Genomic DNA, 26,008 nt, shown 5'->3' with positions numbered 1-26,008 from the left:
GACCAGGGCTGCTTGGCTCCGCTCGACGTGCCGGACGCAGAGAACCCCGGAACTCGTCGCCGCCGCCAACGGCGCCGTCGCGATCCATGTGGCCAGTGAGCCGGCGACGGCCGAACGGGCGCGGTCGCTCCCCCGGGGCGAGGCCGAGGAGCGGCGCGTACGGACGGCCCGGCTCTCCCGTGCCGGCCACCGGGGAGTGCTCTCGGCCGGCGGCGGCCCTCGGCGCGTGCGGCCCGGTCCCGGGTGCCGGGCTCGGCACGGCCGAGATCTTCGACCGTACGCTGTCCGGCTGCCGGTGCCCTGGGGAGCACAGGTCCGCCTTGGCCCGCTTGCTCAGAGGAGGGCGAACTGCCCGCCCGGCCCCTCCTCCTGGTGGTCCAGCACCGAAGCCGGGCGACGGGCCCAGGCCGGCGGCGGCAGCACCCCGGCCGCGCGGAGCACCTCGGCCGACAGCTTCGGGCCGGGCTCGAACGCGACCCGCTCCGGGGTCAGTTCGGCCAGCAGCGCCAACGTGGTCACCAGGGCGAGCAGTTCCGAGGTCCAGTTCTGCGGCCACTCGGCCGGCCCCAGCGCGGCCAGACCTTCGGCGTCCGGCCCCCGGTGCGCGGTGCGGGCGGCGAACCAGGCCGGCAGGACCCGCACGCCCTGCGCCTCGTACTCCCAGGCCCCGGCCGGCACGGGGGAGACCGTCCCGCTCCCGAGGCTCAGCGTCTCGCTCCCGGCGTCGTAGGCGAGCTCGTGCGGCCAGCCCACGACCGCCGAGCGGACGTACGGCCGGCGCCCGCCGGGCAGGCGGGGCGGTTCGCCGCCCCGCGCCCCGCGCAGCTGCACGCTCAGCAGCCGGTGCCCCAGCTCCAGCCCGGCCCGCCAGCGCCCGGGATCGGCGGCGAGCGGGACCTCGTATCCGCGCGGGCCCGGGCGGCCCGCCGCGACGATCCAGCACAGGACGTCCTCGGCGGTGACCCGGCCGCCGTGGTGGGCGTCCAGCAGCGGCAGCAGTCCGGGGGTGAGATTCGGCTCGGTACCGCCGGGGCGCCGGTGCAGGGGGCGGATCCGGCCGAGGCGGCCGACGGGGAGGTGCGCGGTGACCAGCGGATCCGGGGTCTCGACGAGGAAGAGCTGGTGCTCGTCCCGGACCCGCCAGAGCTCGGGGCGGGCCGCGTCGATGAGCCGCTGGTCGGGCAGCAGCCACTGCTCGTCGAAGGGCTCGCGGAGCACCCGTACGGGGTCGGGGCAGGGGCCGGGGTCGTCGGCGAAACGGGCCGTGACCGCCGAGCGCTGCCCCGGCAGGGCGGCCGCCCCGGTGTCGGGTCCACGGCTGCGGCTCGGCCGGAACAGCCGCTCCCGCTCGGCCCCTTCGGAGCCGGTCAGGGTGGTCCAGCGGGCGCGCAGGGCCGCCGGATCGGGTGCGGCCACCCAGTCCCGGCCCAGGCGCAGGCCGCCCACGGACCAGGGCATCAGATCCTCAAGCAGCGGTACGTCATCGCTCACGCCGCCGATGGTAGCGACGGGATCCGATGGCCGGGCTGTGTCCAGACCGACGAGCTAGGCTCCTTGTATAGGCATTCGTACGGTTTCGGCCGAGGAGGCTGAGGAGGCGGTCATGAGTCAGTACGACGAATACACGACCCCGTCACAAGCCGAGGGCGAGCGCCTCGACGAGGACATGGACGAGTCCCAGCGCAAGCAGCGGCAGCACCCCGACACGATGCGGACCACGCCGTCCCAGGCGGAGGGCGAACGCACCAGGGAGGACGACGAGAAGTAGGCGCGGCGCGCGGCGTCGGAGCGGCGTCCCGACGGCGTGCGGAGTCCGAGCGGCGCACGGCGTCCGAGCGGCGCTTCGAGCGGCTGCGAAAGGGCGCTCGAACGGCTCCGTAAGGGTGGTCCGAGCGGCTCCGGAGCGGCGCCCCGAGCGGCACGGAAGGGCGTCTGGAGGGCGTCCGAAGGCCGTCCGAAAACCGTCCGAGGCTGTCAGTGCGCGTCGACCGTCACGGTGAAGGAGAACCGGTCGCCGCGGTAACGGATCCGGGCCACGTCCACCACCCGGCCGTCCTCGTCGTACGTGACACCCGTGTAGTGCAGGATCGGGCTCAGCAGCGGCACCTGGAGCAGCTCGGCCGTCTCCGGGTCGGCCAGCCGGGCCTCCACCGTGTCCGTGATCCGGCTGATGCGGACCCCCACGATGTCCCGCAGGACCTTCGTCATCGGCCAGCGTTCGAGATCGGCGAGGTCCACCGCCTCGGCGAATTCCGGGAGGACCGCGTTCTCCGCCCAGTTGGTCGGCTCGTCGCTCTCCCGGTCGTGGCGCAGGCGCCGGTACGTGACCACCTCGGCCGTGCCCGGAAAGTGCTCCAGCAGCTCCCCGGACACGGCTGTGCGGCCGTGCCCGAGGATCGTCGTACGGTCGCCCGACTGCTGGGCCACGATCGCGTCGACCGAGCCCAGCAGCCGGACCGGGGTGCTGCGCAGCGCGCCCGGCTCGATGAAGGTGCCGCGCCGCCGGTGCCGGCTGATCAGGCCCTCGCCCTCCAGTTCCTTGAGCGCCTGCCGCATGGTCAGCACGCTCACCCCGTAGTGCCCGGCCAGCTGCTCCTCGGTGGGCAGGCGCAGCGAAGCGTCCGGGGTGCGCCCCAGTATCGAGGCGCGCAGTGACTGCGACACCTGGTACCAGAGCGGCAGCTTCCGGTTCAGTACCAGCGAGTCGGGGGCGAAGGCGGTCACGGGTGGATCTCCGAAGGGCTGGACAGGGGTGACGTCGGCGCACGCACGGTATGGCGCATGCAGGGTACGGCGCACGCACGGTACGGCGCATGCAGCGTATGCAGTGCAGGTCAGGCGCGGAAGTGGCGCTGCAGACCCTGCCACACGTCGTCGTAGCCGCGCTGGAGGTGATCCGCGTCGGCCGCCTGCGCGGTGGCGGTGATCGGCCAGCGGGTCTCGAACATGAAGGCAAGGCCGTCGTCGATCTTCTGCGGCTTCAGCTCGGCCGCACTCGCCCGCTCGAAGGTCTCGTGGTCGGGTCCGTGCGCGGACATCATGTTGTGGAGCGAGCCGCCGCCGGGGACGAAGCCCTCGGCCTTGGCGTCGTACGCCCCCTCGATGAGGCCCATGTACTCGCTCATCACGTTGCGGTGGAAGTAGGGCGGACGGAAGGTGTCCTCGCCGACCAGCCAGCGCGGGGCGAAGACCACGAAGTCCACGCCCGCCAGCCCCGGGGTGTCGGAGGGCGAGGTCAGGACCGTGAAGATCGACGGGTCGGGGTGGTCGTAGCTGATCGAGCCCAGGACGTTGAAGCGGCGCATGTCGTACACGTACGGGACGTGGCTGCCGTGCCAGGCGACCACGTCGAGCGGGGAGTGGTCGTAGATGGCGGACCAGAGGTTGCCGCAGAACTTGTTGATCACCTCGGTCGGGCGCTCGCTGTCCTCGTACGCCGCCACGGGGGCCTGGAAGTCCCGTGCGGCGGCGAGCCCGTTGGCGCCGATCGGGCCCAGGTTCGGCAGCTCGAAGGGCTGGCCGTAGTTCTCGCAGATGTAGCCGCGGGCGTCGGCGTCGAGCAGCTCGACGCGGAAGCGGACGCCGCGGGGGATGAGTGCCATGTCGCCCGGGCGGGCGGCGAGCAGGCCCAGCTCGGTGCGCAGGAGCAGCCCGCCGCGCTCGGGGACGATCAGCAGCTCGCCGTCGGAGTCGCTGAACACCCGGTCGGTCATGTCGGCGTTGGCGGCGTAGAGGTGGATGGCCATGCCGGCGCGCTGGGCGGCGTCGCCGTTGCCGCCGAGGGTCCACAGGCCGGCGAGGAAGTCGGTGCCGGGGGCCGGGTCGGGCAGCGGGTTCCAGCGGAGCCGGTTCGGGTCCGCCACGGACTCGGCGAAGGGCGCGGAACGAAGAGCCCCGTTGTCGATCCGGGTGAAGGGCGGGTGCGCGGCCGAGGGGCGGATCCGGTAGAGCCAGGAGCGGCGGTTGTGGGTGCGGGGCTCGGTGAAGGCGCTGCCGCTGAGCTGCTCGGCGTAGAGGCCGAGGGGGGCTCGCTGGGGCGAGTTCCGGCCGATCGGGAGGGCGCCGGGCACGGCCTCCGAGCTGTGCTCGTTGCCGAAGCCGGTGAGGTACTCCAGTGCCTCCGCCGTCTTCCTGGCCTGCTCGCTCATGTGCTGCTCCCGCTCCGTCGAAGGAATCCTATGGTCGACAGTAGGATTCCGCGGCCCGCACGTCAACGGCGGACCTGTCCTCGGGCCTGAGATCGACGGGAAAGGCTGGAAATGGGGGGCGGAGGGGTCGACGGATGCGTGGACGGAAGCCGAGGCGCGGCCGGAAAAACGGAGGCGCGGCCGGAAAAGGAGGCGGAGAGGGGGGCGGAGCCGGGGGGAGTGAAGCGGAGGCGCGGAGGCGCGGAGGTGGAACCGGAGCCGGAGCCGGAGCCGGAGGCGGGAAACGCCGGTGGGGAACGCGGATCCGGTCGAGGGGGATCCCAAAAGATGAACATTGCTCTACTCTCACGCGCATGTCGTGGACCCGCAGGTTCCCTGCCGTGCCGGCGGCGCTCCTCGCCGCCCTCCTCGCCCTCCTGTCCCTCCTCGTCGCCGCGCCCGCCGCCAGCGCGCACGAGGAGCGCCCGATCACCCTCCCGGACGGCTCCGGATCGGTACCCGAGTACCGCATGGCGGAGCCCGACCTGATCGTCTGCAAAACCGACCGGCCCGCCTTCGAGCGCCGGATATCCGCTTTCCCCGAAGAGCTCAGGCAGCGCAACCTCGCCCTGTACGAGCGGTGCGAGAAGAGCGGCTACCGGCACCTGCAGGAAGCCGTGGACGCCGTCGACCGGCCCGGGATGAACATCGCGATCCTCCCCGGCCTGTACGAGGAGGAGCCCTCCCTTCCCACGCCGACGGGGGAGTGCGCCGCGCTCAAGGCCCCCCAGTCCTCGCTCGGGTACCAGATCCTGTCCTACGAGCAGCAGGTGCGGTGCCGGCACAACCAGAACCTCGTCGCGATCCTCGGCAAGACGAACCTGCAGATCGAAGGCACGGGCGCGTCACGGCTCGACGTGGTCGTCGACGCCAAGTACCAGAAGCTGAACGCCATTCGGGCGGACAGGTCCAACGGCATCTACTTCCGCAACTTCACCGCCCAGCGCACCACCTTCAACTCGCTGTACGTGCTCGCGGGCGACGGCTTCGTCATCGACGACGTGCTGACCCGCTGGAACGACGAGTACGGCTTCTTGACCTTCGCCAGCGACCACGGGCTCTACAAGAACTGCGAGTCGTACGGGAACGGCGACTCCGGCATCTACCCGGGCAGCGCCTCGAACATCAACGACGGCCGCGGCTACGAGGTCCCCCGGTACTCCATCGAGATCACCGGCTGCCGCAGCCATCACAACATGGTCGGCTACTCCGGCACCGCGGGCGACTCGGTGTGGGTGCACGACAACGAGTTCGACCAGAACATGGGTGGCGCCTCGATGGACAGCGCCTTCCCCGGCCACCCCGGACTCCCGCAGAACCACGCCAAGTTCGAGCGGAACCTGATCCACGACAACAACCAGGACTACTACGGCTACGTCGCCGACGGCACCTGCGCCGAACCGCCGATCGAGCGTGGCTACGAGCGGGGCGTGGTCTGCCCGCAGATCTCCATGCCCCCGGGCACCGGAATCATCACCGCGGGCGGGAACTGGAACCTCTACGAGAACAACTGGGTGTACGGGCACCGGCGCGCCGGCTTCTTCCTCAGCGCGGTCCCCGCCTTCATCCGGGGTGAGGAGGCGTGGTCGAAGCAGACCGACACCTCCCACCACAACAGGTACGCCGGGAACGTCATGGGCAAGGACAAGTCCGGCGCCGCCCGCCCCAACGGCATGGACGTGTGGTGGGACGGCCAGGGGCGCGCCAACTGCTGGCAGGCCGGACCCGACGGCTCCACCCCGGGCACGGTCCCGCAGTGCGGTGATCGCCGGGGCGAGGTCTCGGGAGCGTCCGCCCGGCTGGTCGGCGAACCGGTCAAGCTGGTCCAGCTTCTCGTCTGCGCGGACTACAACGTCCAGGCGCGCAAACTCCCGGCCGGCTGCGACTGGTATGGCGCACGCGGACTGGAGCGGGTGGAGACCCAGCTGGCGCTGGCCGTGGCCGCCGTGCTGCTGCTCGTCGGCGGCGTCCTGTGGTGGCGCCGGCTGCGCGGCTCGCGCCTGGGCACGGCAGCGTCACTGGCCGGGCTGGCGGGTCTGGTCCTGGACGTGGCCGGCTCCACCATGTCCCTGACCGCCACCCTCGTTCCGGCGCTCGCCCTCCTCCTGCTCGGCCTCTGGTGGACGGGCGTCGGCCTGGTGCTGCGCCCCAGCCGGCCCTGGTCGGCCCGCCTGACTCTGCTGCTGGCCGGGCTCACCCTGCTCGACGCCTTCGACAAGGCCGTCCTGATGATCCCCTGGACCCCCCTGAGCCCCGCCTGGGTACGGGCCCTGGTCGCCGTGATCTGGGTCCTGTCGGCGGTGGTGGCCTCGGCCCGCCCGGGCACCCCGGCGCGCCCCTCCGGCCCGGGCGGCGACCCCGCGGGCGACCGCGCGCCGGCCCCCGCCGGCCCCGCCCCGGCGCTGAGCGCGGCCGCCCCGGAGCCCCCGGCGACCCGGACGACCCCGGATCCCGCGCCATGAACCCGCGCCCAGACCACCCCGACCACAGGAGGCCGGCCGTGACCGACCGGCCCGAGCACCGGCCCGACCGGCCCGACGGCGACAACCGATGCGACGCCTGCGCCGCGCCGCCGCCCCGAGCGGTCCGCAGGCTCCGCCGAACCACCCGCGCCGCGGCCCTGCTCGCCCTCGCCCTGCTCCTCGGGGGCGGCGCGGCGACGGGCTGCGGCGGGCGGGCCACCACCCACCACAAACCCGGCACCAGCCACGAACAGGCCTCCGGCACCGTCGGCACCCTGCTCACCGCCACGGATACCGGCGGCCACCGACTCCGCGAGGTCCCGGCCGAGGGCGCACCGGAGGTCCAGCTGACCGTCCGCCCGGACTCGGAGGACGGCTGGAACCTCCAACTGGCGCTGACGAACTACCGCTTCACCCCCGACAGCACCGGCGGCGCCGCCCTCCCGGGCGCGGGCCACGCCCACCTGGAGCTCGACGGGCGCAAGCTGGCCCGGCTGTACGGCCCCTGGTTCCACCTGCCCGCGGCGCAGGTACCCGAGGGCGCACACACGCTGACCGTCCGCCTCTACGCGGACGACCACACCGCCTGGGCGGTCTCGGGCAAGCCGGTCGAGGGCACGGCCCAGCTCACCGCAACTGCCCTGGGCACGCCGGGCGGACACAGCCACGGGGACACCCCGCCGCCGGGCCGGACCCCGGCGCCGGAGCAGGCCGACCGCACGGTCACCATCACCGTCCGGGACGGCAAGGTCAGCCCGGCCCCGGCCCGCACCGAGCTGCGGCGCGGAGAGCGCGTGGCCCTGCGCGTCACGAGCGACCGCGCGGACACCCTGCACGTCCACGGCTACGACAAGGAACTGGCCCTGCCGGCAGGCCAGGAGGCCACCCTGATCCTGACGGCCGACCGCACAGGCCTCTTCGAGGTCGAGACCCACGCGTCCAGCCTCGTCCTGACCCAACTCCTCGTCCGATGACCCCACGCCACCCCGAACCCACCCCTGCGCCCGGCTCCGAGCTCAGGCCGACGCCCGAACCCACGGCCCGGCCGAGCCCCGGCCCCGAGCCCGCACCGGCCCCTGCGGCTGCCCCCGCGCCCGTGTCCGTTCCCCTGCCCGCGCCCGTGTCTCGGTCTGTGCCCGCGCCTGTGTCCGGGCCCGCGCGGGGGCCTGCGGCTCGGCCCGGGCCGCGGACCCCGGTCGGACCTGAGCCCGGGCTCGTGCCCTCGTCGGCACCGGGGCCCGCGGCCCGGCGCACACCCGTGGCCCCCCACTCGGATCGCCCCCGCATCCCGGCAGCGATCCCGAGCGGGGTTCTCCCCCGGCCGTCCGGACCCGGGGCGTCGCCCGGGCGGCCGGGCCTTGCCGCCTGCCGGACGTCACCCCGGGTGGGCCGATGGTGAGCCTGTTCGGACCGGGTCCCGCCCTGGGCGCGGGCGAGGAGGGCCACGGCCAAGGCGTGGTCCTTCACCCGGCCGATCCGCTCACCTCGCTCGCGCACGGGATCGGATCCCAGCATGATCTACCGATCTCTCCCTTCTACGCCTTCGCCGGCGCCTTCGCCGCGCTGTTCGTCTCCTTTCTCGCGCTAGGCCTGCTCTGGTCCACCTCCCGCTTCCGCGGAGAGCGCTCGGGCCTCGCCCTGCCCGCCGCCCTCCAGCGAGCGGCCGACGCCCCCGCCACCCGAACCGCCCTGCGCGGGCTGGGGCTCGCCGCCGCCGCGGCCGTCCTGCTCCACCTCCTCCTCGGTCCCGACGACCCCGCGCACAACCCCGCCCCCGGCGCCGTCTACGTCCTCCTCTGGGTCGGACTCGTCCCCGCCTCCCTCCTCCTCGGCCCCGTCTGGCGCCTGCTCAACCCGCTCCGCACCCTGCACCGTCTGCTCGCCCGGGCCCTGCGCCGCCGCGGCCCCGGCCGCCCCCTTCCCGCCCGGCTCGGTCAATGGCCCGCCGCCGTCGGGCTGTTCGGCTTCACCTGGCTCGAACTCGTCGCTCCTGATCCGGCATCCACCACCACCCTCCTCATCGCCCTCACCACCTACGCCACCACCCAACTCCTGCTCGCCGCCCGCTTCGGCGAGCGCTGGTTCGACGACGGCGACACCTTCGAGGCGTACTCCGCCCTTTTGGCCCGGCTCTCCCCCCTCGGCCGCCGCAGCGACGGCCGCCTCGTTCTCCGTAACCCCTTCCACGGACTCGACGCGACACCCGAGCGGCCCGGACTCGTCGCCACCGTCTGCGTCCTGCTCGGTTCCACCGCCTACGACGGCTTCTCCGACAACCTTTCGTGGATCAACGCCATACAGACCTCCCCCCTCGGCCGTACCCCCACGGCCACACTCGGACTCCTCGGTTCCATCGCCCTCGTCGCCACCCTCTACTGCCTCTGCGCCGCGGCCACCCGCCTCGTCGGCGGCCCGCACCCCGGCCCGCTGACCGCCTTCGCGCACTCACTCGTGCCGATCGCGCTCGGCTATCTCATCGCCCACTACTTCTCCCTCCTCGTAGTCGAAGGACCACGCACGGTAAGCATGGCAGTCGGTACTGACAATGCCCCCGAACCCGTGCCACCCCTGGGTTCCGGCGGCCTCGCCACCCTCCAGGTCGTCGCCGTCGTCACCGGTCACCTACTCGGGGTCGTCGCGGCCCACGACCGCGCCGTGCGCCTCTTCCCGCCGGCCAGGGCGGTGGCCGGTCAACTGCCGCTGCTTGCCCTGATGATCACTTTCACCATCGGGGGGATCGGACTTCTGCTGAACTGAGGCCACCCCCGACCCCGCAAGCAAGGAGCGGCATGATGGACCCCGTGCCTCCCGCCCACTCCCTGCGCCGAACGCCGGTCCAGCAGCGCAGCGCCGACCGGCTCGCCCGGATCCTCGACGCCTGCGCCGAGCTGCTCGACGAGACCGGGTACGAGAACCTCAGCACCCGTGCCGTGGCCCTGCGCGCCGGCGTGCCGATCGGTTCCGTCTACCGCTTCTTCGGTAACAAGCGCGCCATGGCCATCGCCCTCGCCCACCGCAACCTCGACCGCTATGTCGACGGCATCGCGGACCGGCTCACCGACCTCCCGGCCACCCACTGGCGCCCGGTCGTGGACGCGGTGCTGGACGAGTACCTGGCCATGAAGCGCAACGTTCCCGGTTTCGCGCTCGTCGACTTCGGCGTTCCCGCGCCGCCGGCCGAGGGGCCGGAGGCAGACCCCAACCACCAGGTGGCCGCGCGGCTCACGGAACTGCTCTCCGCGCACCTCGCTCTGACCCCCGACGCCGCCCTGGAGCGGGCCGTCCTCGTCGCGGTCGAGGCCACCGACGCACTGATACAGCTCGCCTTCCGAGCCGACCCGGCCGGAGACCCCGGGATCGTCGCCGAGACCCGCGCGATGATGCACGCCTACCTGGCCCGCGTGCTGGACTGACGACCTTTTCGGCTCCGCCGCTGGGGCTGTCTCCGTTTCGAGCCCGGACGGGGATGCGGGTCGCCACCCCGTACCGGATCGGTCCCGCACGCCCCTCCCCTCCATCCGTACCGGTCGGTATGCTCGATGTACTCCGCGTGCCCGCGCCCGAGCCGCAGACCGCCGCCCCTGGAGGGCCCATGTCCCGCACCGCCCTGCGTATCTGCCCCCTCTGCGAGGCCACGTGCGGCCTCACCCTCACCCTTGCGGACGGTGTGGTCACCGGAGCCCGCGGTGACCGCGAGGATGTCTTCAGCCGCGGATTCATCTGCCCCAAGGGAGCCGCGTTCGCAGCGCTCGACTCCGACCCCGACCGGTTGCGGGGCCCCCTCGTCCGCCGCGACGGCCGATTGCGGGAGGCGACCTGGGAGGAGGCCTTCGACGCCGTCGCGGCCGCCGTCCCCGCCCTGCTCCGGGAGTACGGGGCCCAGTCGGTCGGCGTCGTACTCGGCAACCCGAACGTCCACACCATGGCCGGCGCCCTCTACCCGCCCCTGCTCCTCAAGAGCCTCGGAACCCGCAACCTCTTCACCGCCAGCACCCTCGACCAGATGCCCAAACACGTGTCCAGCGGGCTTCTCTTCGGCGACCCGTTCGCCATCCCGGTCCCCGACCTCGACCGGACCGACTTCCTGCTGCTCCTGGGCGCGAACCCGGTCGAGTCCAACGGCTCCCTGTGTACCGCCCCCGACTTCCCGGGCCGGCTCAAGGCCCTGCGCGCCCGTGGCGGCACCCTGGTCGTCGTCGACCCGCGCCGTACGCGCACGGCCGCGCTCGCCGACCGCCACCTCGCGCCGCGCCCCGGCAGCGACGCGCTGCTGCTCGCCGCCCTCGCGCACACCCTGATCGAGGAGAAGCTCACCGACCCCGAAGCGCTGGAGGAACACTGCGACGGCATCGGGGAACTCGGTGCCGCGCTCAGGAGTTTCACTCCTGAGGCCGTAGCCGCCGCATGCGACCTCACCGCTGCCGAGATCCGCACCCTCGCCCGCGAGCTCGCGGCCGCACCCACCGCCGCTGTCTACGCCCGGATCGGCAGCTGCACCGTCGAGTTCGGCACGCTCGCGAGCTGGCTGGTCGACGTACTGAACATCCTCACCGGCAACCTCGACCGGCCGGGCGGAGCCCTCTTCCCGCTCTCCGCGACGGCTCCCGTCGGCCGCCCCGCGGGCCCGGGCAGGGGGTTCGCGCTCGGCCGCTGGTCAAGTCGGGTCTCCGGCCACCCGGAGGCCAAGGGGGAGCTGCCCATGGCCGCGCTCGCCGAGGAGATCGAGACCCCGGGTGACGGGCGGATCCGGGCCCTGCTGGCCATCGCCGCCAACCCGGTCCTGTCCGCACCAGACGGGGACCGGCTGGACCGAGCTCTGGCCGGGCTGGATTTCATGGTCTCGGTCGACCCCTACCTGAACGAGACCTCACGCCACGCCCACGTCGTCCTGCCACCGCCGCCGCCCTCGCAGAGTGCGCACTTCGACTTCGCGTTCAACGGGTTCGCCGTACACAACCAGGCGCGCTACTCGCCCGCCGCCGTCCCGTTGGCCGACGGGGGTATGGACGAGTGCGAGATCCACGCGCGCCTGATCCTCGCGGTCTCCGGGCTGCACGGAGCGCCGCCCGAGGCGGTCGACGAGCGGGTCATCGCCGACGGCCTGGCCCGGGCCGTCACCGATCCCCACTCACCGCTCCACGGCAGCGACCCGCAGGAGCTGGCCGGTCTGCTGACAGGCCGCACCGGACCCGAGCGGCGCCTCGACCTCATGCTGCGCACGGGCCCGTACGACCTGACACTCGACGATCTGCGGCAGGCGCCGCACGGCATCGACCTCGGCCCGCTACGGCCGCGGCTGCAGGGCGTGCTGAAGACCCGCAGCGGAAGGATCGAGCTGCTCCCGGACCCGATCGCCGGCGAACTTCCCAGGCTGCGCGCGGCGCTCGCCGACCGCCCCGCCGCCCTGGTGCTCGTGGGCCGCCGCCATCTGCGTTCCAACAACAGCTGGTTGCACAACGTTCCGGCCCTCACCGGAGGTTCCAACCGCTGCACCCTTCAGGTCCATCCGCAGGACGCGGACCGGCTCGGCCTCGTCGACGGAGGGCAGGCCAGGATCACCGCCGACGGCGGGAGCCTGGAGGTGCCCGTCGAAATCACCGACGCCATCCGCAGCGGCGTGGTGAGCCTTCCGCACGGCTGGGGCCACGACCGGGCCGGCTCACGGCTGTCGGTGGCCGCCGCGGTACCCGGCGCGAACGTCAACCAGCTGCTCGATGGCACCCGCATGGACCGGCTGTCCGGCACGGCGGTGCTCAACGGCTTCCCCGTCGAGCTCATGCCCCTGCCCTGAGCTGGGGTTTTGCTCGTATTGCTCACGCGCAGACGTCTTGTTGGCGCAAGGAGGGGGCACCTACCTTCCCCCCATGCTGACCTTCCTCGGCTTCGCCATGATCGCGACATTCCTGGTCCTGATCATGATGAAGAAAATGTCGCCCATCGCGGCGCTCGTCCTCATCCCGGCACTCTTCTGCGTGTTCGCAGGGAAGGGCGCACACCTCGGCGACTACGTCATCGACGGCGTCGGCAAGCTCGCACCGACGGCCGCCATGCTGATGTTCGCCATCGTCTACTTCGGCGTGATGATCGATGTCGGCCTCTTCGACCCGATCGTCCGCGGCATCCTGCGCTTCTGCAAGGCGGACCCGATGCGAGTGGTGGTCGGTACCGCCGTCCTCGCCGCGATCGTCTCGCTCGACGGTGACGGATCGACCACCTTCATGATCACCGTCTCGGCCATGTACCCCCTCTACAAGCGGCTCGGCCTGAGCCTGGTGGTGATGACGGGCGTCGCGGCCACGGCCAACGGCGTCATGAACACCCTGCCCTGGGGCGGCCCGACCGCCCGCGCCGCCACCGCACTCAAGCTCGACGCCGCCGACATCTTCGTCCCGATGATTCCGGCGCTCGCGGTGGGCCTGCTCTTCGTGTTCGTCCTGGCCTACGTCCTCGGTGTCAAGGAACGCCGCCGGGTCGGCACACTCGTGCTGCCCGGCCAGGTGGAGCGGGAGGCTGCCGAGGAGGAGCTGGTCCCGGCCGCCTCCGGCGCGTCCGGGGCCTCTGCCTCTACCTCTGCCGATGCCTCTACCTCGGTCTCTGCCCCCGGCGAAGGCGGCGGCGCCGTCGGTTCAGCCGCAGGCCCCACCTCCACCCCGGCGTCCGCCGCGCACGGGAGCGGTGACGCTCCCACCCCCGAGGACGGCTTCCAGGGCCTGGACCCGCACCGGCCCTCCCTGCGCCCCCGCCTGTACTGGTTCAACGTCGGCCTCACCGTCGCCCTGCTCACCGCGATGATCATGGAGCTGCTGCCCATCCCGGTGCTGTTCCTGCTCGGCGCCGCCCTCGCCCTCACCGTCAACTTCCCGCACATGCCCGACCAGAAGGCCCGGATCGCCGCCCACGCCGACAACGTCCTGAACGTCGCAGGTATGGTCTTCGCCGCCGCCGTCTTCACCGGGGTCCTCACCGGCACCGGCATGGTCAAGCACATGGCCGACTGGCTCGTCGGTGCCATCCCCGAGGGCATGGGCCCGCACATGGCCCTGGTCACCGGCCTGCTCAGCCTGCCGCTCACCTACTTCATGTCCAACGACGGGTTCTACTTCGGTGTCCTGCCCGTCCTGGCCGAGGCCGGCGCGGCCCACGGCGTCTCCCCGCTGGAGATCGCCCGGGCCTCCCTCGTCGGCCAGGCCCTGCACATGTCGAGCCCGCTGGTTCCGGCCGTCTACGTCCTCGTCGGCATGGCCAAGGTCGAATTCGGCGACCACACCCGATTCACCGTGAAATGGGCGGCCCTGACCTCCCTCATCGTCCTCGCGGCAGGGATGCTTTTCGGCATCGTCTGACACCCGGTGCCCTCTGGCCGGCAAAAACTACCGACGCTAGTTTGTAGGGTGTTCGCGAGGTCGGATCTACGCGCTCGTGCGTGCTCGGGAGGAATGCCATGAAGGCTCACGACGGGATGTACATCGACGGCGCGTGGCGGCCCGCCGTCGGCAGCGATCTGATCGAGGTCGTGAACCCGGCCGACGGCCAGGTCATCGCTCAGGTCCCGGCCGGTACCGAGGAGGATGTGGACGCGGCCGTACGCGCGGCCCGTACGGCCCTGCCCGGCTGGGCGGCCACGGCTCCGGCCGAGCGGGCCGCCCTGATCGGCGCGCTCCGCGACGCACTGCTGGCCCGCACCGGCGAGCTGACCGAGACGATCACCGCCGAGCTCGGGTCCCCGCTCGGCTTCTCCAAGGCGGTCCACGTCGGAGCCCCGATCGCCGTGGCCTCCTCCTACGCCGAACTCGCCTCCTCGTACGCCTTCGAGGAGCGGGTCGGGAACTCCACCGTGCTGCTGGAGCCGATCGGGGTGGTCGCGGCCATCACACCCTGGAACTATCCGCTGCACCAGGTCGTTGCAAAGGTGGCGCCCGCTCTCGCCGCCGGCTGCACCCTCGTCCTCAAGCCGGCCGAGGACACCCCGCTGACCGCACAGCTCTTCGCCGAAGCCGTGCACGAGGCGGGCATCCCGGCCGGAGTCTTCAATCTGGTGACCGGGACCGGTCCGGTCGCCGGTCAGGCCCTGGCCGCGCACGAGGGAGTCGACCTCGTCTCCTTCACCGGCTCGACCGCGGTCGGCAAGCAGATCGGCGCGACGGCCGGCGCCGCCGTCAAGCGGGTCGCGCTCGAACTGGGCGGCAAATCGGCCAATGTCATCTTGCCCGGGGCCGACCTGGCCAAGGCCGTCGCGGCAGGCGTCGGGCACGTCATGAACAACAGCGGCCAGAGCTGCAACGCGCTCACCCGGATGCTCGTCCACCGGAACCACTACGAGGAGGCCGTCTCGCTCGCGGCCGCCGCGGTCGCCGACTACCCCACCGGCGACCCCCGCGAGGCCGGGGTCCGCGTCGGCCCGGTCGTCAATGCCAAGCAGCACGAGCGCGTCCGCGGTTTCATCACCAAGGGTGTGGAGGAAGGCGCGCGCCTCGTCGCCGGCGGGCCCGAGGCGCCGCTGGAGCAGGGTTACTTCGTGGCGCCGACGGTGTTCGCCGACGTCACGCCCGACATGACGATCGCCCAGGAGGAGATCTTCGGCCCGGTGCTGTCGATCCTCCGCTACGAGGACGAGGAGGAAGCCCTCCGCATCGCCAACGGCACCGTCTACGGCCTGGGCGGCGCCGTCTGGGCCGCCGACGACGCGACGGCCGTGGCCTTCGCTCGCCGTATGGACACCGGGCAGGTGGACATCAACGGCGGCCGATTCAACGTGCTCGCGCCCTTCGGCGGGTACAAGCAGTCGGGCGTCGGCCGTGAGCTGGGCGCGCACGGCCTGGCGGAGTACCTCCAGACCAAGTCCCTGCAGTTCTGATCCCTCGGCCCGACCTGCCCACTGCCCGACCTGACCCCGAGCCGCCGCCCCAGCCGCACGCGCCGTACCCACGGGCACCCGCCCCGCACCGGAAAGACGAGATGACGACCATGGTCCGCGCCGCTGTCCTGCCCGCCGTCGGAGCCCCGCTGGAGATACGGGACATCGTGCTGCCGGATCCCGGCCCCGGGCAGGTCCGGGTGCGGCTCGCCGCAGCCGGGGTGTGTCACTCCGACCTCTCCCTCACCAACGGAACCATGCGGATCCCCGTGCCCGCCGTCCTCGGCCATGAGGGCGCGGGCACGGTCCTCGCGGTGGGGAAGGGTGTCACCCACGTCGCACCCGGTGACGGCGTGGTTCTCAACTGGGCCCCGTCCTGCGGAGAGTGCCACCACTGCACGATCGGCGAGGTCTGGCTCTGCGCCACGGCGCTCACCGGGGTCGGGGCCGTCCACGCGCACGACGCGCAGGGCACCGCACTGCACCCCGGGCTGAACGTGGCCGCCTTCGCCGAGGAGACCGTCGTCGCGGCCAACTGCGTGCTGCCGGCCCCCGCCGGGATCCCCCTCGCCGAGGCGGCCCTGCTCGGCTGTGCCGTCCTCACCGGCTACGGGGCGGTCCGCCACAGCGCCCAGGTCCGCCCGGGCGAGTCGGTGGCCGTCTTCGGAGTCGGCGGGGTCGGCCTGGTCGCCCTCCAGGCCGCCCGGATCGCGCAGGCGGGCCCGGTCATCGCCGTCGACGTGTCCCCGGCCAAGGAGGAACTGGCCCGGGCGGCCGGGGCCACCGACTTCGTACTCGCCTCCGACACCACCGCCCAGCAGATCCGCGCGCTGACCGGCGGGCAGGGCGCCGACGTCGCCGTCGAGTGCGTCGGCCGGGCCGAGACCATCCGGGGCGCCTGGGAGTCGACCCGGCGCGGGGGTCGCACCACGGTCGTCGGCATCGGCGGCAAGGAGCAGAAGGTCACCTTCCACTCCATGGAGATCTTCCACTTCGCCCGCACCCTCACCGGCTGCGTCTACGGCAACAGCGACCCGGCGCGCGACCTCCCGGTGATCGCCGAGCACGTGCGTGCGGGCCGCCTCGACCTCGGCGCCCTGGTCACCGACCGCATCACCCTCGACGGCATACCGGCCGCCTTCGACGCGATGCTGGCGGGCAAGGGCGGCCGCTCGCTGGTGGTGTTCTGACCGCGGAGCCGTACTCCGGGGAGTTGCGGGCCCGCGCGAGCGGCTCGGCCAGGACCTCCGGGGGCCGTTCCCTCGGTCGTCCACGGCACGAGGGAGTGCCCGTCAGGACCTCCACGCACGCGTACAGCGGGCCGCCGGCCAGGCCGGGGCCGCACGCGGGCCCTCGACGCAGCTCTCACCCGGCTCGCACGCGTCGAACAGGTTCATGCATCGCGCCATCGCGGCACCGCGGCGCCGAAGTGCCGTGCCGAAGCCCGCGGATCCCGCGCAGCGCTGCCGCCGCCTCCCGTGGCCAGGGGCCGACCCGGGCCCGTGGCTCCGTAGCAGCCCGACCACCGTACGCGTCCCGGGCCCGCGGCGATCTCCAGCGCGGGCAGACCTTCCACGCGGAAGGCCTCCAGATCGGGACGCCGGTCCGGAGCGGCGCCCCGCAGCCAGGTACGCGCTGACGCCCGCCGCGTCCTGGGCCGGCCCGCACGGCACGGAGGAGATCGGTGTCCTCGTGCGTCACGAGGTCGGTCTCCGGGCCGTCACTCGACCCCCGTCACTCGACCCCCGTCACCCGAACCGCGCCGGCATTTCCCGCCTCGTGCCGCACGGCCTCGAACTGCATCACCAGTCCGTCCAGCAGCGCCGCGAGGCCCGTCTCGAAGGCGCCCTCGTCCACCTCTCGTCCCCGCTCCGCCAGCAGGTGGGCCTGGCCGAGGTGCGGGTAGTCCGCCGGGTCGTATGCCGTGCGGTCGTCCACGAAACCCCCGGCGAAGGAGGCCACCGCCGATCCCAGGATGAAGAACCGCATCAGGGCGCCGATCCGGGTCGCCTGCGCCGCCGGCCAGCCGGCCGCCGTCATCGCCCCGAACACCGCGTCCGCCAGTCGCAGCCCGGCCGGTCGGCGACCCGGCCCGCGCGCCAGTACCGGCACGATGTTCGGGTGGTCCGCCAGCGCGTCCCGGTACGAGTGCGCCCACGCGTGCAGAGCCGCCCGCCAGTCCTGGCCGCCGTCGAACATCGACAGGTCCACCCGCGCGCTCACCGCGTCCGCCACCGCGTCCAGGATCTCGTCCTTGGTGCGGAAATGGTTGTAGAGCGAGGGCCCGCTGACCCCGAGCGCGGCGGCCAGCCGTCGCGTCGACACCGCCTCCAGCCCTTCCGCGTCCACCAGGGCGCCGGCCGTCTCGATGATGCGGTCCCGGCTGAGGAGAGGCTTGCGCGGTCTGGCCATGCGCCACATAGTAGGGCTGCCCGCAATAAACTACCGGTGCTAGTTAAAAGCCGGTCCCGCCCCGGAGGTGCCCGGTGAATCTGGAGCTGAGCGAGGAGCAGGCCGCTGTCCGCAGGCTCGCCCGGGCGTTCACCGAGCGCGAGGTCGTCCCGTACGCCGCCGAGTGGGACCGCGCCGAGAGCGTGGACCGGGCCATCGTGAAGAAGCTGGGCGGTGTCGGCTTCCTCGGCCTGACCGTCCCCGAGGAGTACGGCGGCTCCGGCGGTGACCACCTCGCCTACGCGCTGGTCACCGAGGAGCTCGGACGCGGCGACTCCGCCGTGCGCGGGATCGTCTCCGTCTCCCTCGGCCTGGTCGCCAAGACCGTCGCCACCTGGGGCTCCGAAGAACAGAAGCACGCCTGGCTGCCCCGCCTGTGCTCCGGCGACGCGCTCGGCTGCTTCGGGCTGACCGAGCCCGGCACCGGCTCCGACGCCGGCAGCCTCACCACCCGCGCCGTGCGCGAGCGGGACGCGTACGTCCTCGACGGCAGCAAGATGTTCATCACCAACGGCACCTGGGCCGACGTGGTGCTGCTCTTCGCCCGCACCGGCGACGAGCCCGGCCACCGCGGGGTCTCCGCCTTCCTCGTCCCCACCGACACCCCCGGCCTGACCCGCCGCGAGATCCACGGCAAACTCGGCCTGCGCGGCCAGGCCACCGCCGAGCTCGTCCTCGAGGGCGTCCGCGTGCCCGCCTCCGCCATGCTCGGCCCCGAGGGCAAGGGCTTCTCGGTCGCCCTGTCCGCCCTCGCCAAGGGCCGGATGTCGGTCGCCGCCGGCTGCGTCGGCATCGCGCAGGCGGCTCTGGACGCGGCCGTCGCGTACGCCGCCCAGCGCGAGCAGTTCGGCCGGCCGATAGCCCACCACCAGCTGGTCCAGGAGCTCATCGCCGACATCTCGGTCGACGTGGACGCGGCCCGCCTGCTGACCTGGCGGGTGGCCGACCTCATCGACCGCGGGCAGCCCTTCGCCACCGAGTCCTCCACCGCCAAGCTCTTCGCCTCCGAGGCCGCCGTGCGCGCCGCGAGCAACGCCCTCCAGGTGCACGGCGGGTACGGCTACATCGACGAGTACCCGGCCGGCAAACTGCTGCGCGACGCCCGCGTGATGACGCTGTACGAAGGCACCAGCCAGATTCAGAAGCTGCTCATCGGCCGCGCCCGCACCGGGGTTTCCGCCTTCTGAGGCTCTCCGAGGTTTTCCAAAGCTCTCGCACCTTCCGAGCCCTCCCGGCCTTCCGAGCCTTCCGAGGCACGGGCCTGCCGAGGGCGACTGAGTACCGGCATGAGTACGCGTGCGGATGTGCTGGCCCCCCGTCCGCCCGATGCTCGATCCATGAACGAGACACCGGTCAAGCAGCAGAGCACGGGGGCGTACTACGGCCAGGCCGTCGCCTCCTTCGGTATCGCCATCGGCGCCGTGGCCGTGGGGATCTACAACCTGGAGACGAACGGCTGGGTCCGGGCCTTCCTCGGCATCGCCGTCCTCTACCTCACCACCTCGGCCTTCACCCTCGCCAAGGTGATCCGCGACCGCCAGGAGGTCACGCAGATCGTCAGCCGGGTGGATCAGGCCAGGATGGAGAAGATGATGGCCGAGTACGACCCCTTCGCGCCGAAGTAGTCGGCATGCCGGGTGCGGCCGTCGGCCCGACATCGCTAAGCGCTTGCTCACCCTCCGGTAAGGTGTTCACTTCCACACGGTGAAGGGTGAGTGAGCGATGGGCAGCGCGGAGGATACGGTCGACGGCTACCGGCCGTGGTCCGAGGTCACCCCCGACGCCGCGCGGCGGCTGCTCGTCGCCGCCGTCGACGCCTTCGCCGAGCGCGGGTACCACGCCACCACCACACGGGACATCGCGGGCCGTGCCGGTATGAGCCCGGCCGCGCTCTACATCCACTACAAGACCAAGGAAGAGCTGCTCCAGCGGATCAGCCGGATCGGCCATGACAAGGCGCTGGAGATTCTGACCACCGCCGCCGACGGCCCCGGCAGCGCCGCCGACCGGCTCGACGACGCCGTGCGGTCCTTCGTCCGCTGGCACGCGGCACACCACACCACCGCGCGAGTGGTCCAGTACGAGCTCGACGCTCTCGCTCCGGAGCACCGCTCCGAGATCGTGGCACTGCGCCGGCAGAGCGACGCGGCCGTGCGCCGCATCATCGCCGACGGGGTGGCGGCGGGGGAGTTCGACGTCCCCGACGTGCCGGGCACCACGCTCGCCGTGCTGTCGCTGTGCATCGATGTGGCCCGCTGGTTCAACGCGGCCGGGCAGCGCACGCCCGACGAGGTCGGCGGGCTCTATGCCGACCTCGTGCTCCGTATGGTGGCCGCGCGGCCGGACCCCCAGAAGTAGCCGACCCTCGGACGAGCCTCGGAAGCGGCAGGGCCTCGGCCGAGCCCCGGCCCTCGGAGTGCCCCGTCCCTCGGAGCGCCCGCCCCGGGGCCTCGGGCGCCGGCCGCCCCGGGCCCCGGAAGCGGCAGGGCTCTCAGAAGTAGTAGCGCGACACCGACTCCGCCACGCACACCGGCTTGTCGCCGCCCTCGCGCTCGACCGTGACGGTGGCCGTGACCTGTACGCCGCCACCCGCCTCCGTGACCTCCGTGATCACGGCGGTGGCGCGCAGCCGCGAACCGACCGGCACCGGCGCAGGGAAACGGACTTTGTTCGTCCCGTAGTTGAGGCCCATCCGGATGCCTTCCACCCGCATGATCTGCGGCACGAGACTGGGCAGCAGGGACAGCGTCAGGTAGCCGTGCGCGATGGTGGAGCCGAAGGGTCCGCCCGCGGCGCGCTCCGGGTCCACGTGGATCCACTGGTGATCGCCGGTGGCGTCCGCGAAGAGGTCGATCCGCTTCTGGTCCACCTCCAGCCACTCGCTGGGCCCGAGCGGTTCGCCGATCCCGGCGTGCAGTTCCTCGGCGGACGTGAAGATCCTCGGCTCGGCCATGCCCTGTTCCTGTCTCTCGCGGACGACTGACGGACGAACGAATAAGCGCTTGCTCAGCATGCTGGGGGTGTATGTGTATGTCAACGGACCTCCGACTACGCTCGGCGGGGTGCCGCAGATTCCCGAGAAAATCCACGAGCTCACCGTCGGTCAGTTGTCCGCCCGCAGCGGCGCGGCCGTCTCGGCGCTCCACTTCTACGAGGCCAAGGGCCTGATCAGCAGCCGCCGCACCTCCGGCAACCAGCGCCGCTACACGCGTGACGCCCTGCGTCGGGTGGCCTTCGTACGGGCCGCCCAGCGCGTGGGTATCCCGCTGGCCAGCATCCGCGAGGCGCTGGCCCAGCTCCCCGAGGAGCGCACCCCCAACCGTGAGGACTGGGCCCGCCTCTCCGAGGCCTGGCGCGCCGAACTCGACGAACGCATCACCCGGCTCGGCCGGTTGCGCGACCACCTGACGGACTGCATCGGCTGCGGCTGCCTGTCGATGGAGACCTGCGCGCTGTCCAATCCGGATGACGCCTTCGGCGAGCGGCTCACCGGCTCGCGGCTGTAGCCACCGCCCGCGCCACCACGTCACGGGCCGCCGCCACCAATGCGGCATTCGACCGCGCCGGCCTCCCGTCGGGCAGGTGCGTCAATCGCCTACGCCGGTCCGCACGCCGGTGCCGCACCGCGCGGCCAGCCGCAGCGCCGGCCAGGCGGCCGCGTCCCGCCCGTACAGCAGCAGCGGCACGGGCGGCAGTGCGCGCAGCCCCGCCACCAGGGCCGGATCCGCCACCGCCAGCTCGGCCGAGAGCCGGACCCGCCCCGGCTCACGCACCGGCCAGGCCAGGAACCGGGCCAGCGGCTCCGGCCCGGCCGCACCGCCCACCGGTACCACCGCGTCCACCGCGACCCCGCGCGCCAGCAGGGCCTGCGCCGACTCCGCGGCCCCCGGCCGGCCGAAGTGCACCACGGCCCGGTCCGGCAGTACCGTCCACGAAGCCACCCGCGCCGGCCACCCCGCGGGATCGGGCTCGGCCGCGATCGACACCGGCACCGACAGCGCTACGCCGACCCCCGTGCGCCGCAGCATCTCCAGAACCGGCCCGACCACCCGCGGCGAGAGGCTCTCCCGCCCGCACGGCGTCCGCGGATGCACCAGAACCTCCCCGGCTCCGGCGGCGACGGCCGCCAGCGCCGTCTCCGCCAGCGCCTCCGGCGACATCGGCACGGCCGGACCGTCGGCGGCAGTCCGCGAGCCGTTCAACGACACCGGAAACGACACCGGAAGCGATACCGGAAGCGACATCGGTCCCGCCCCCGGCAGCGACACGAGGGCCTTCACGCGGCTCCCGCCGCCGGGGTGTCCAGCAGCATCGGGGTGTCCACCAGGGCCGGTCTGGGCACCACGATCCCGCAGCCCGCGCACACCGGCCCGTCCCAGGCCAGCGCACCCGCCCAGGGGCCGGCCGGAGCCACCTCCGGCCAGTGCAGTTCGGTGTCCCCGCACACCGGGCACACCGTCCCCGGCGCCGACTCCAGCGCCCGCACCAGCCGCCGTAGCACCTCGCCCAGCGCCCCCTCCGGCCGAACCCCCGGATCCGCGCACCGCACCACCGCGTCCCCGCTCCCGCCCCACGCCCACTCCGGCCGGCGCAGCCCGTGGTGTTTCTCCCGCCGCCGGCGTTCCGCGAACTGGCGCTCGTACTCCAGCCAGACCGCCCGCGCGTCCTCCAGCTCCTCCAGCGCGGCGACCAGCCGCAGCGGGTCGGCCCCCCGGTCCTCCGGCGCGATCCCGTGCCGGTCGCACAGGTGCCACCACGTGGCCCGGTGCCCGTAGGGCGCGAACCGCTCCAGGCAGCGGCGCAGGGAATGGCGCCGCAAGGCCCGGTCATTGCGCGCGTCGCGCACCTGGTAGGCCAGACTCCGGAATCCCGCCATCGCACCATCACCTCCGCCGATGTGCCCAACATGCCCGGGCGGAGGCGGGCGCATGCGGGGGCGGTCGAGGCGTGCGGGTGGCACATGGCCAGAACTCAGCGCCCCATGCGCCCCGCGGCCACCACCAGCCGGGCCAGCTCCTCGTGGCAGATGTCGCTGTGCGCCCCCGACGGGGCACCGCCGCGCCGCACCACGGAGCCCGCGTCCACACTGACGCAACCGGCCGCGGGGACGCCCTCGCGCAGGGCCGCGTCGAGGCTCAGCCGGGGCGCGCCCGGAACCGCCTGGACCCCGTCGTGCCCGATGGCGCCCCACCGCTCGTCGAATCCCAGCAGTCCGGCCGAATCCCCTGCCATCCGGGAGGCCAGCGGGTAGAAGACCTTGAGGGCCGAGTCGTGGGGGGAGTGGCAGGCGACCACCGGGCCGTCGACCCGGCGCTGGAGGCCGCGCAGGGCGCCGCCGTTGCCCTTGTCGTGCGGCAGCCGGTCGGCGAACGCGTAGTGGGAGAAGGCTCCTTGGAGGAGGGTCACGGATTTCACGTAGCGGGCCCGGTCCGGCACCGCGCGCAGGGAGAAGGAGACGACGCGCGCCCCGAAGCTGTGTCCGATCAGATGGAACCGCAGGGCGGGGCGGGCGGCCGCCAGTCGGCCCAGTACGGGACCGAGGCCGCGTTCGCCGACCACGCCGGCCCGCTTCTTCATCTTGTAGTACGCGGCCTGTCGCAGCAGTTCCTTGGCGCCGTCCCACAGGCCGCGCAGCCCGCCTCCGACCGTGAGACCCGGACCCTCGGGGGCCGCCGCGGCCGCCGGAGGTGCCAGGGCCGCCGGGGGTGCCAGGGCCGCCGGGGGTGCCAGGGCCGCCGGGGGTGCCAGGGCCGCCGGGGGTGCCGCACCCCGCGCGCCCGCCCTGACCAGGGCGACGGAAAGGGCCCGGCACACCTCCAGCACATCGTCCGTGAAGATCGCCGGTACCGACGGCGCGACCACCGCGGTGACGGCGTCCACGCCCGCCAACTCGCGGATCAGGGCGCCGAACTCGATGAAGGCGGCCGCCGAGTCCGGCCGCTCCTCCAGCAGTTCCGCCACCCGGTCCAGCTCCGCCCGCCGCTCCGGCCAGAACTCCCCGAGCGCCCTGCGGGTGAGCGGGTCCAGTGCGCAGCCGAGGCCCGGTTCCGCGAGGACGCCCGGGGCCTCGAAGTCCGGTATCGGCTCGTCGGAGAACCGCATCGCGGGCCATACGACGCCCACGTAGCCCAGGCGCACCCCCGACCCCACCAGCCCCTGGAAGGGCGCGAAGAACCGGTCGTAGAGGCGCGTCGCCGTGGACCGGTCGCTGTTCCAGCCGTGGGCGAAGACCAGCAGGTCGGTCGCCTCCATCCGGGACACCGCGCCCTGCGTGGCCCGGTCGACGTCCCCTTCGGAGTCGAAGGTCAGCTCCGCGTACGGCCGGACCCCGACCCCGACCCTGTCACCGATCGCGCCACGGCCACCGCCACCGCCACCGGAACCGCCACGGGCACCGGAACCGCCACCGGCCCCCAATCCGCCGCCGACCCCGCCGCCGACTCCGTCACCGACCCCGACCCCGAACCTGCCACCCACGTCCGCCATGACGCCCCCCTTCACGCCGTGCCTCCGGTGCAGTCAGCATCCTGCTGCGGCGCCCGCCCGGCCAGCCCCCCGACGCGGTCGGATCACGGGTACAGCAGGTACTCCTCGCGCACCGCCGCGAAGCGCGCCAGCCCCGCCGCCCAGTCGCCCGCGACCTCGTCCACGCCGGCCCCCGCGTCCACCAGCGTCCGCACCCGGTCCGAGCCGGTCAGCCGGTCGATCCAGTGGTCCGCGCGCCAGCCGAAGCCGCTCCACACCCGCCGCGCCGTGATCAGCAGTCCGATCCCGGCCCGTACCGGGTCGAAGGCCTCCCGGTCGTGCACGATCAGCCGGACCCCGCCGCACACCTTCCCCACGTGCTTGGAGAAGGTCGGAGTGAAGTACGCCTCCCGGAACCACACCCCGGGCAGCCCCAGCCCGTTTGCCGCCTCCGCCCACCGCCGGTCGATCCCCTCCGCACCGACCACCTCGAAGGGCGTGGTCGTCCCGCGCCCCTCGGAGAGGTTCGTCCCCTCGAACAGGCAGGTGCCGGCGTACGCGAGGGCCGTGTCCGGGGTCGGCATGTTCGGGCTCGGCGGCACCCAGGGCAGCCCGGTCTCCCCGAAGAACGACTCCCGGCGCCACCCGGACATCGCCACCGTCCGCAGCTCGACCGGCCGGTCCGTCAGGAACTCGCCGTTGAAGAGGCGGGCCAGTTCGGCCGCCGTCATCCCGTGCGCCAGCGCGATCGGCTCCCGGCCGACGAAGCTCGCGTACGGCCGCTCCAGCACGGGTCCGGCGGCCCGCCGGCCACCCACCGGATTGGGCCGGTCCAGCACCACCACCGCCTTGCCGGCGAGGGCGGCCGCGCGCATGCAGTCGTAGAGGGTCCAGATGTAGGTGTAGAAGCGCGCCCCGACGTCCTGGATGTCGAAGACGACGGTGTCGATCCCGGCCGTCGTGAACACGTCCGCGAGCTTCTGCCCGCTCTTGTCGTACGTGTCGTACACCGGCAGCCCGGTCGCCGGGTCCCGTGGGGCCCCCTCCGAGTCGCCGGCCTGCGCGGTCCCGCGGAAGCCGTGCTCGGGCCCGAACACCGCCACCAGGTCGACCCGTTCGTCCGCGTGCAGCACGTCGACCAGGTGCCGGGCGTCGGCGGTGATCCCGGTGGGGTTGGTGACCACCCCGATCCTCTGGCCGGCCAGTGCGGCGTACCCGTCCGCGGCGAGCCGCTCGAAGCCGGTACGCACCCGGCCGCCCGCCGCGGTGACCCTGCCCGCACCGCCCGCACCGCCCGCCACACCCGCACCGCCCGCCCCGGTCCGGGCAGGCCCGCGGGTCCCGCCCGCTCCCACCGCGCCGGCCGAGCCGATAACCCCCGCCAGCCCCAGCACCCCGCGTCGCGACAGTGTCATCCGGCCACGCTATGGGCCGCGCCCCTTTCCACCTGACATACCGACCGGTTAGTCTGCCCGCGATCCGGCATCCGGCCGCACGAGAGGTGGACCCCGTGAACGCGTACCAGGACCAGCGAGTCGTCGTCACCGGCGCGGGCGGCGGCATCGGCGCCGCCCTCGCCCACCGCGTCG

The 26,008-nt window shown here is 73.2% G+C and carries 22 protein-coding genes; 13 read left to right on the top strand and 9 right to left on the bottom strand.

The genetic code is table 11. From position 1 onward, the window contains the following. Positions 1-333: 333 nt before the first annotated feature. Entirely contained in the window at positions 334-1,458 is a 1,125-nt protein-coding gene (locus ACWGIU_RS04030; RefSeq protein WP_453702169.1) for a type ISP restriction/modification enzyme, read from the bottom strand. Positions 1,459-1,603: 145 nt separating this feature from the next. On the opposite strand from ACWGIU_RS04030, the gene ACWGIU_RS04025 reads away from it, so the two are divergent. Further along, positions 1,604-1,768 (top strand): hypothetical protein, encoded by a 165-nt coding sequence (locus ACWGIU_RS04025; RefSeq protein ID WP_453702159.1) that lies wholly within the window; start codon positions 1,604-1,606, stop codon positions 1,766-1,768. A 206-nt stretch (positions 1,769-1,974) separates the two neighbouring features. Here ACWGIU_RS04025 and ACWGIU_RS04020 read toward each other — a convergent pair whose 3' ends face one another. Beyond that, positions 1,975-2,724: a GntR family transcriptional regulator gene (locus ACWGIU_RS04020; protein WP_453702157.1), complete on the bottom strand. Its 750-nt coding sequence runs from the start codon at positions 2,722-2,724 to the stop codon at positions 1,975-1,977. A 110-nt stretch (positions 2,725-2,834) separates the two neighbouring features. After that, on the bottom strand, positions 2,835-4,148 hold the full coding sequence (hmgA, locus tag ACWGIU_RS04015) for a homogentisate 1,2-dioxygenase (RefSeq protein WP_453702155.1): 1,314 nt from the start codon (positions 4,146-4,148) through the stop codon (positions 2,835-2,837). Positions 4,149-4,501: 353 nt separating this feature from the next. Here hmgA and ACWGIU_RS04010 point away from each other — a divergent pair, with 353 nt between their 5' ends. The 8 genes from ACWGIU_RS04010 to ACWGIU_RS03975 all read left to right on the top strand — a co-directional run bounded on the left by ACWGIU_RS04010 (position 4,502) and on the right by ACWGIU_RS03975 (position 16,693). Beyond that, positions 4,502-6,649 carry a right-handed parallel beta-helix repeat-containing protein gene (locus tag ACWGIU_RS04010; RefSeq protein WP_453702153.1) on the top strand — a complete coding sequence of 716 codons (2,148 nt, stop codon included), beginning with the start codon at positions 4,502-4,504 and terminating at the stop codon, positions 6,647-6,649. Positions 6,650-6,807: 158 nt separating this feature from the next. Further along, positions 6,808-7,623, top strand: coding sequence for a hypothetical protein (locus tag ACWGIU_RS04005; protein ID WP_453702167.1), 816 nt, complete (start codon positions 6,808-6,810; stop codon positions 7,621-7,623). A 481-nt stretch (positions 7,624-8,104) separates the two neighbouring features. After that, positions 8,105-9,406: a hypothetical protein gene (locus ACWGIU_RS04000; protein ID WP_453702165.1), complete on the top strand. Its 1,302-nt coding sequence runs from the start codon at positions 8,105-8,107 to the stop codon at positions 9,404-9,406. Between the two features lie 35 nt (positions 9,407-9,441). Next, positions 9,442-10,062, top strand: a complete 621-nt coding sequence (locus ACWGIU_RS03995) for a TetR family transcriptional regulator (RefSeq protein WP_453702163.1) — start codon at positions 9,442-9,444, stop codon at positions 10,060-10,062. A gap of 179 nt (positions 10,063-10,241) precedes the next feature. Then, entirely contained in the window at positions 10,242-12,440 is a 2,199-nt protein-coding gene (locus ACWGIU_RS03990) for a molybdopterin oxidoreductase family protein (protein WP_453702151.1), read from the top strand. Between the two features lie 73 nt (positions 12,441-12,513). Next, the gene (locus ACWGIU_RS03985) at positions 12,514-13,992 is read left to right on the top strand and encodes a CitMHS family transporter (protein WP_453702149.1); all 1,479 of its coding nucleotides are present in this window, start codon (positions 12,514-12,516) and stop codon (positions 13,990-13,992) included. Positions 13,993-14,090: 98 nt separating this feature from the next. Beyond that, the gene (locus tag ACWGIU_RS03980) at positions 14,091-15,503 is read left to right on the top strand and encodes an aldehyde dehydrogenase family protein (protein WP_453702147.1); all 1,413 of its coding nucleotides are present in this window, start codon (positions 14,091-14,093) and stop codon (positions 15,501-15,503) included. A gap of 110 nt (positions 15,504-15,613) precedes the next feature. Next, entirely contained in the window at positions 15,614-16,693 is a 1,080-nt protein-coding gene (locus ACWGIU_RS03975; protein ID WP_453702162.1) for a zinc-binding dehydrogenase, read from the top strand. A gap of 544 nt (positions 16,694-17,237) precedes the next feature. Here ACWGIU_RS03975 and ACWGIU_RS03970 read toward each other — a convergent pair. Beyond that, positions 17,238-17,915, bottom strand: a complete 678-nt coding sequence (locus ACWGIU_RS03970; RefSeq protein WP_453702145.1) for a TetR/AcrR family transcriptional regulator — start codon at positions 17,913-17,915, stop codon at positions 17,238-17,240. Between the two features lie 74 nt (positions 17,916-17,989). On the opposite strand from ACWGIU_RS03970, the gene ACWGIU_RS03965 reads away from it, so the two are divergent. The 3 genes from ACWGIU_RS03965 to ACWGIU_RS03955 all read left to right on the top strand — a co-directional run bounded on the left by ACWGIU_RS03965 (position 17,990) and on the right by ACWGIU_RS03955 (position 20,312). Further along, complete coding sequence (locus tag ACWGIU_RS03965) at positions 17,990-19,141, top strand: acyl-CoA dehydrogenase family protein (protein WP_453702143.1); 1,152 nt, start codon at positions 17,990-17,992, stop codon at positions 19,139-19,141. Positions 19,142-19,291: 150 nt separating this feature from the next. Continuing rightward, positions 19,292-19,579, top strand: a complete 288-nt coding sequence (locus ACWGIU_RS03960; protein WP_030723233.1) for a YiaA/YiaB family inner membrane protein — start codon at positions 19,292-19,294, stop codon at positions 19,577-19,579. 97 nt (positions 19,580-19,676) lie between these two features. Continuing rightward, on the top strand, positions 19,677-20,312 hold the full coding sequence (locus tag ACWGIU_RS03955) for a TetR/AcrR family transcriptional regulator (RefSeq protein WP_453702141.1): 636 nt from the start codon (positions 19,677-19,679) through the stop codon (positions 20,310-20,312). 133 nt (positions 20,313-20,445) lie between these two features. Here ACWGIU_RS03955 and ACWGIU_RS03950 read toward each other — a convergent pair whose 3' ends face one another. Next, positions 20,446-20,907: a MaoC family dehydratase gene (locus ACWGIU_RS03950; RefSeq protein WP_453702139.1), complete on the bottom strand. Its 462-nt coding sequence runs from the start codon at positions 20,905-20,907 to the stop codon at positions 20,446-20,448. A gap of 109 nt (positions 20,908-21,016) precedes the next feature. Here ACWGIU_RS03950 and soxR point away from each other — a divergent pair, with 109 nt between their 5' ends. Then, complete coding sequence (gene soxR, locus ACWGIU_RS03945) at positions 21,017-21,460, top strand: redox-sensitive transcriptional activator SoxR (RefSeq protein WP_301372142.1); 444 nt, start codon at positions 21,017-21,019, stop codon at positions 21,458-21,460. 81 nt (positions 21,461-21,541) lie between these two features. Here the strand turns inward: soxR and ACWGIU_RS03940 are convergent, their stop codons facing one another. The 4 genes from ACWGIU_RS03940 to ACWGIU_RS03925 form a co-directional block, all read right to left on the bottom strand. Continuing rightward, on the bottom strand, positions 21,542-22,114 hold the full coding sequence (locus ACWGIU_RS03940) for a 3-keto-5-aminohexanoate cleavage protein (RefSeq protein ID WP_453702161.1): 573 nt from the start codon (positions 22,112-22,114) through the stop codon (positions 21,542-21,544). A gap of 116 nt (positions 22,115-22,230) precedes the next feature. Then, positions 22,231-22,830, bottom strand: coding sequence for a hypothetical protein (locus tag ACWGIU_RS03935; protein ID WP_453702137.1), 600 nt, complete (start codon positions 22,828-22,830; stop codon positions 22,231-22,233). Between the two features lie 95 nt (positions 22,831-22,925). Next, positions 22,926-24,440 (bottom strand): serine-threonine protein kinase, encoded by a 1,515-nt coding sequence (locus tag ACWGIU_RS03930; RefSeq protein ID WP_453702135.1) that lies wholly within the window; start codon positions 24,438-24,440, stop codon positions 22,926-22,928. Between the two features lie 83 nt (positions 24,441-24,523). Continuing rightward, positions 24,524-25,834, bottom strand: coding sequence for an exo-beta-N-acetylmuramidase NamZ family protein (locus ACWGIU_RS03925; RefSeq protein WP_453702133.1), 1,311 nt, complete (start codon positions 25,832-25,834; stop codon positions 24,524-24,526). Between the last annotated feature and the right edge of the window lie 174 nt (positions 25,835-26,008).

The sequence above is a fragment of the Streptomyces sp. NPDC054840 genome (genome assembly GCF_053611065.1).
The sequence above is the reverse complement of the archived record's forward strand: the minus strand, read 5'-3'. Positions and strand labels throughout refer to the sequence as shown.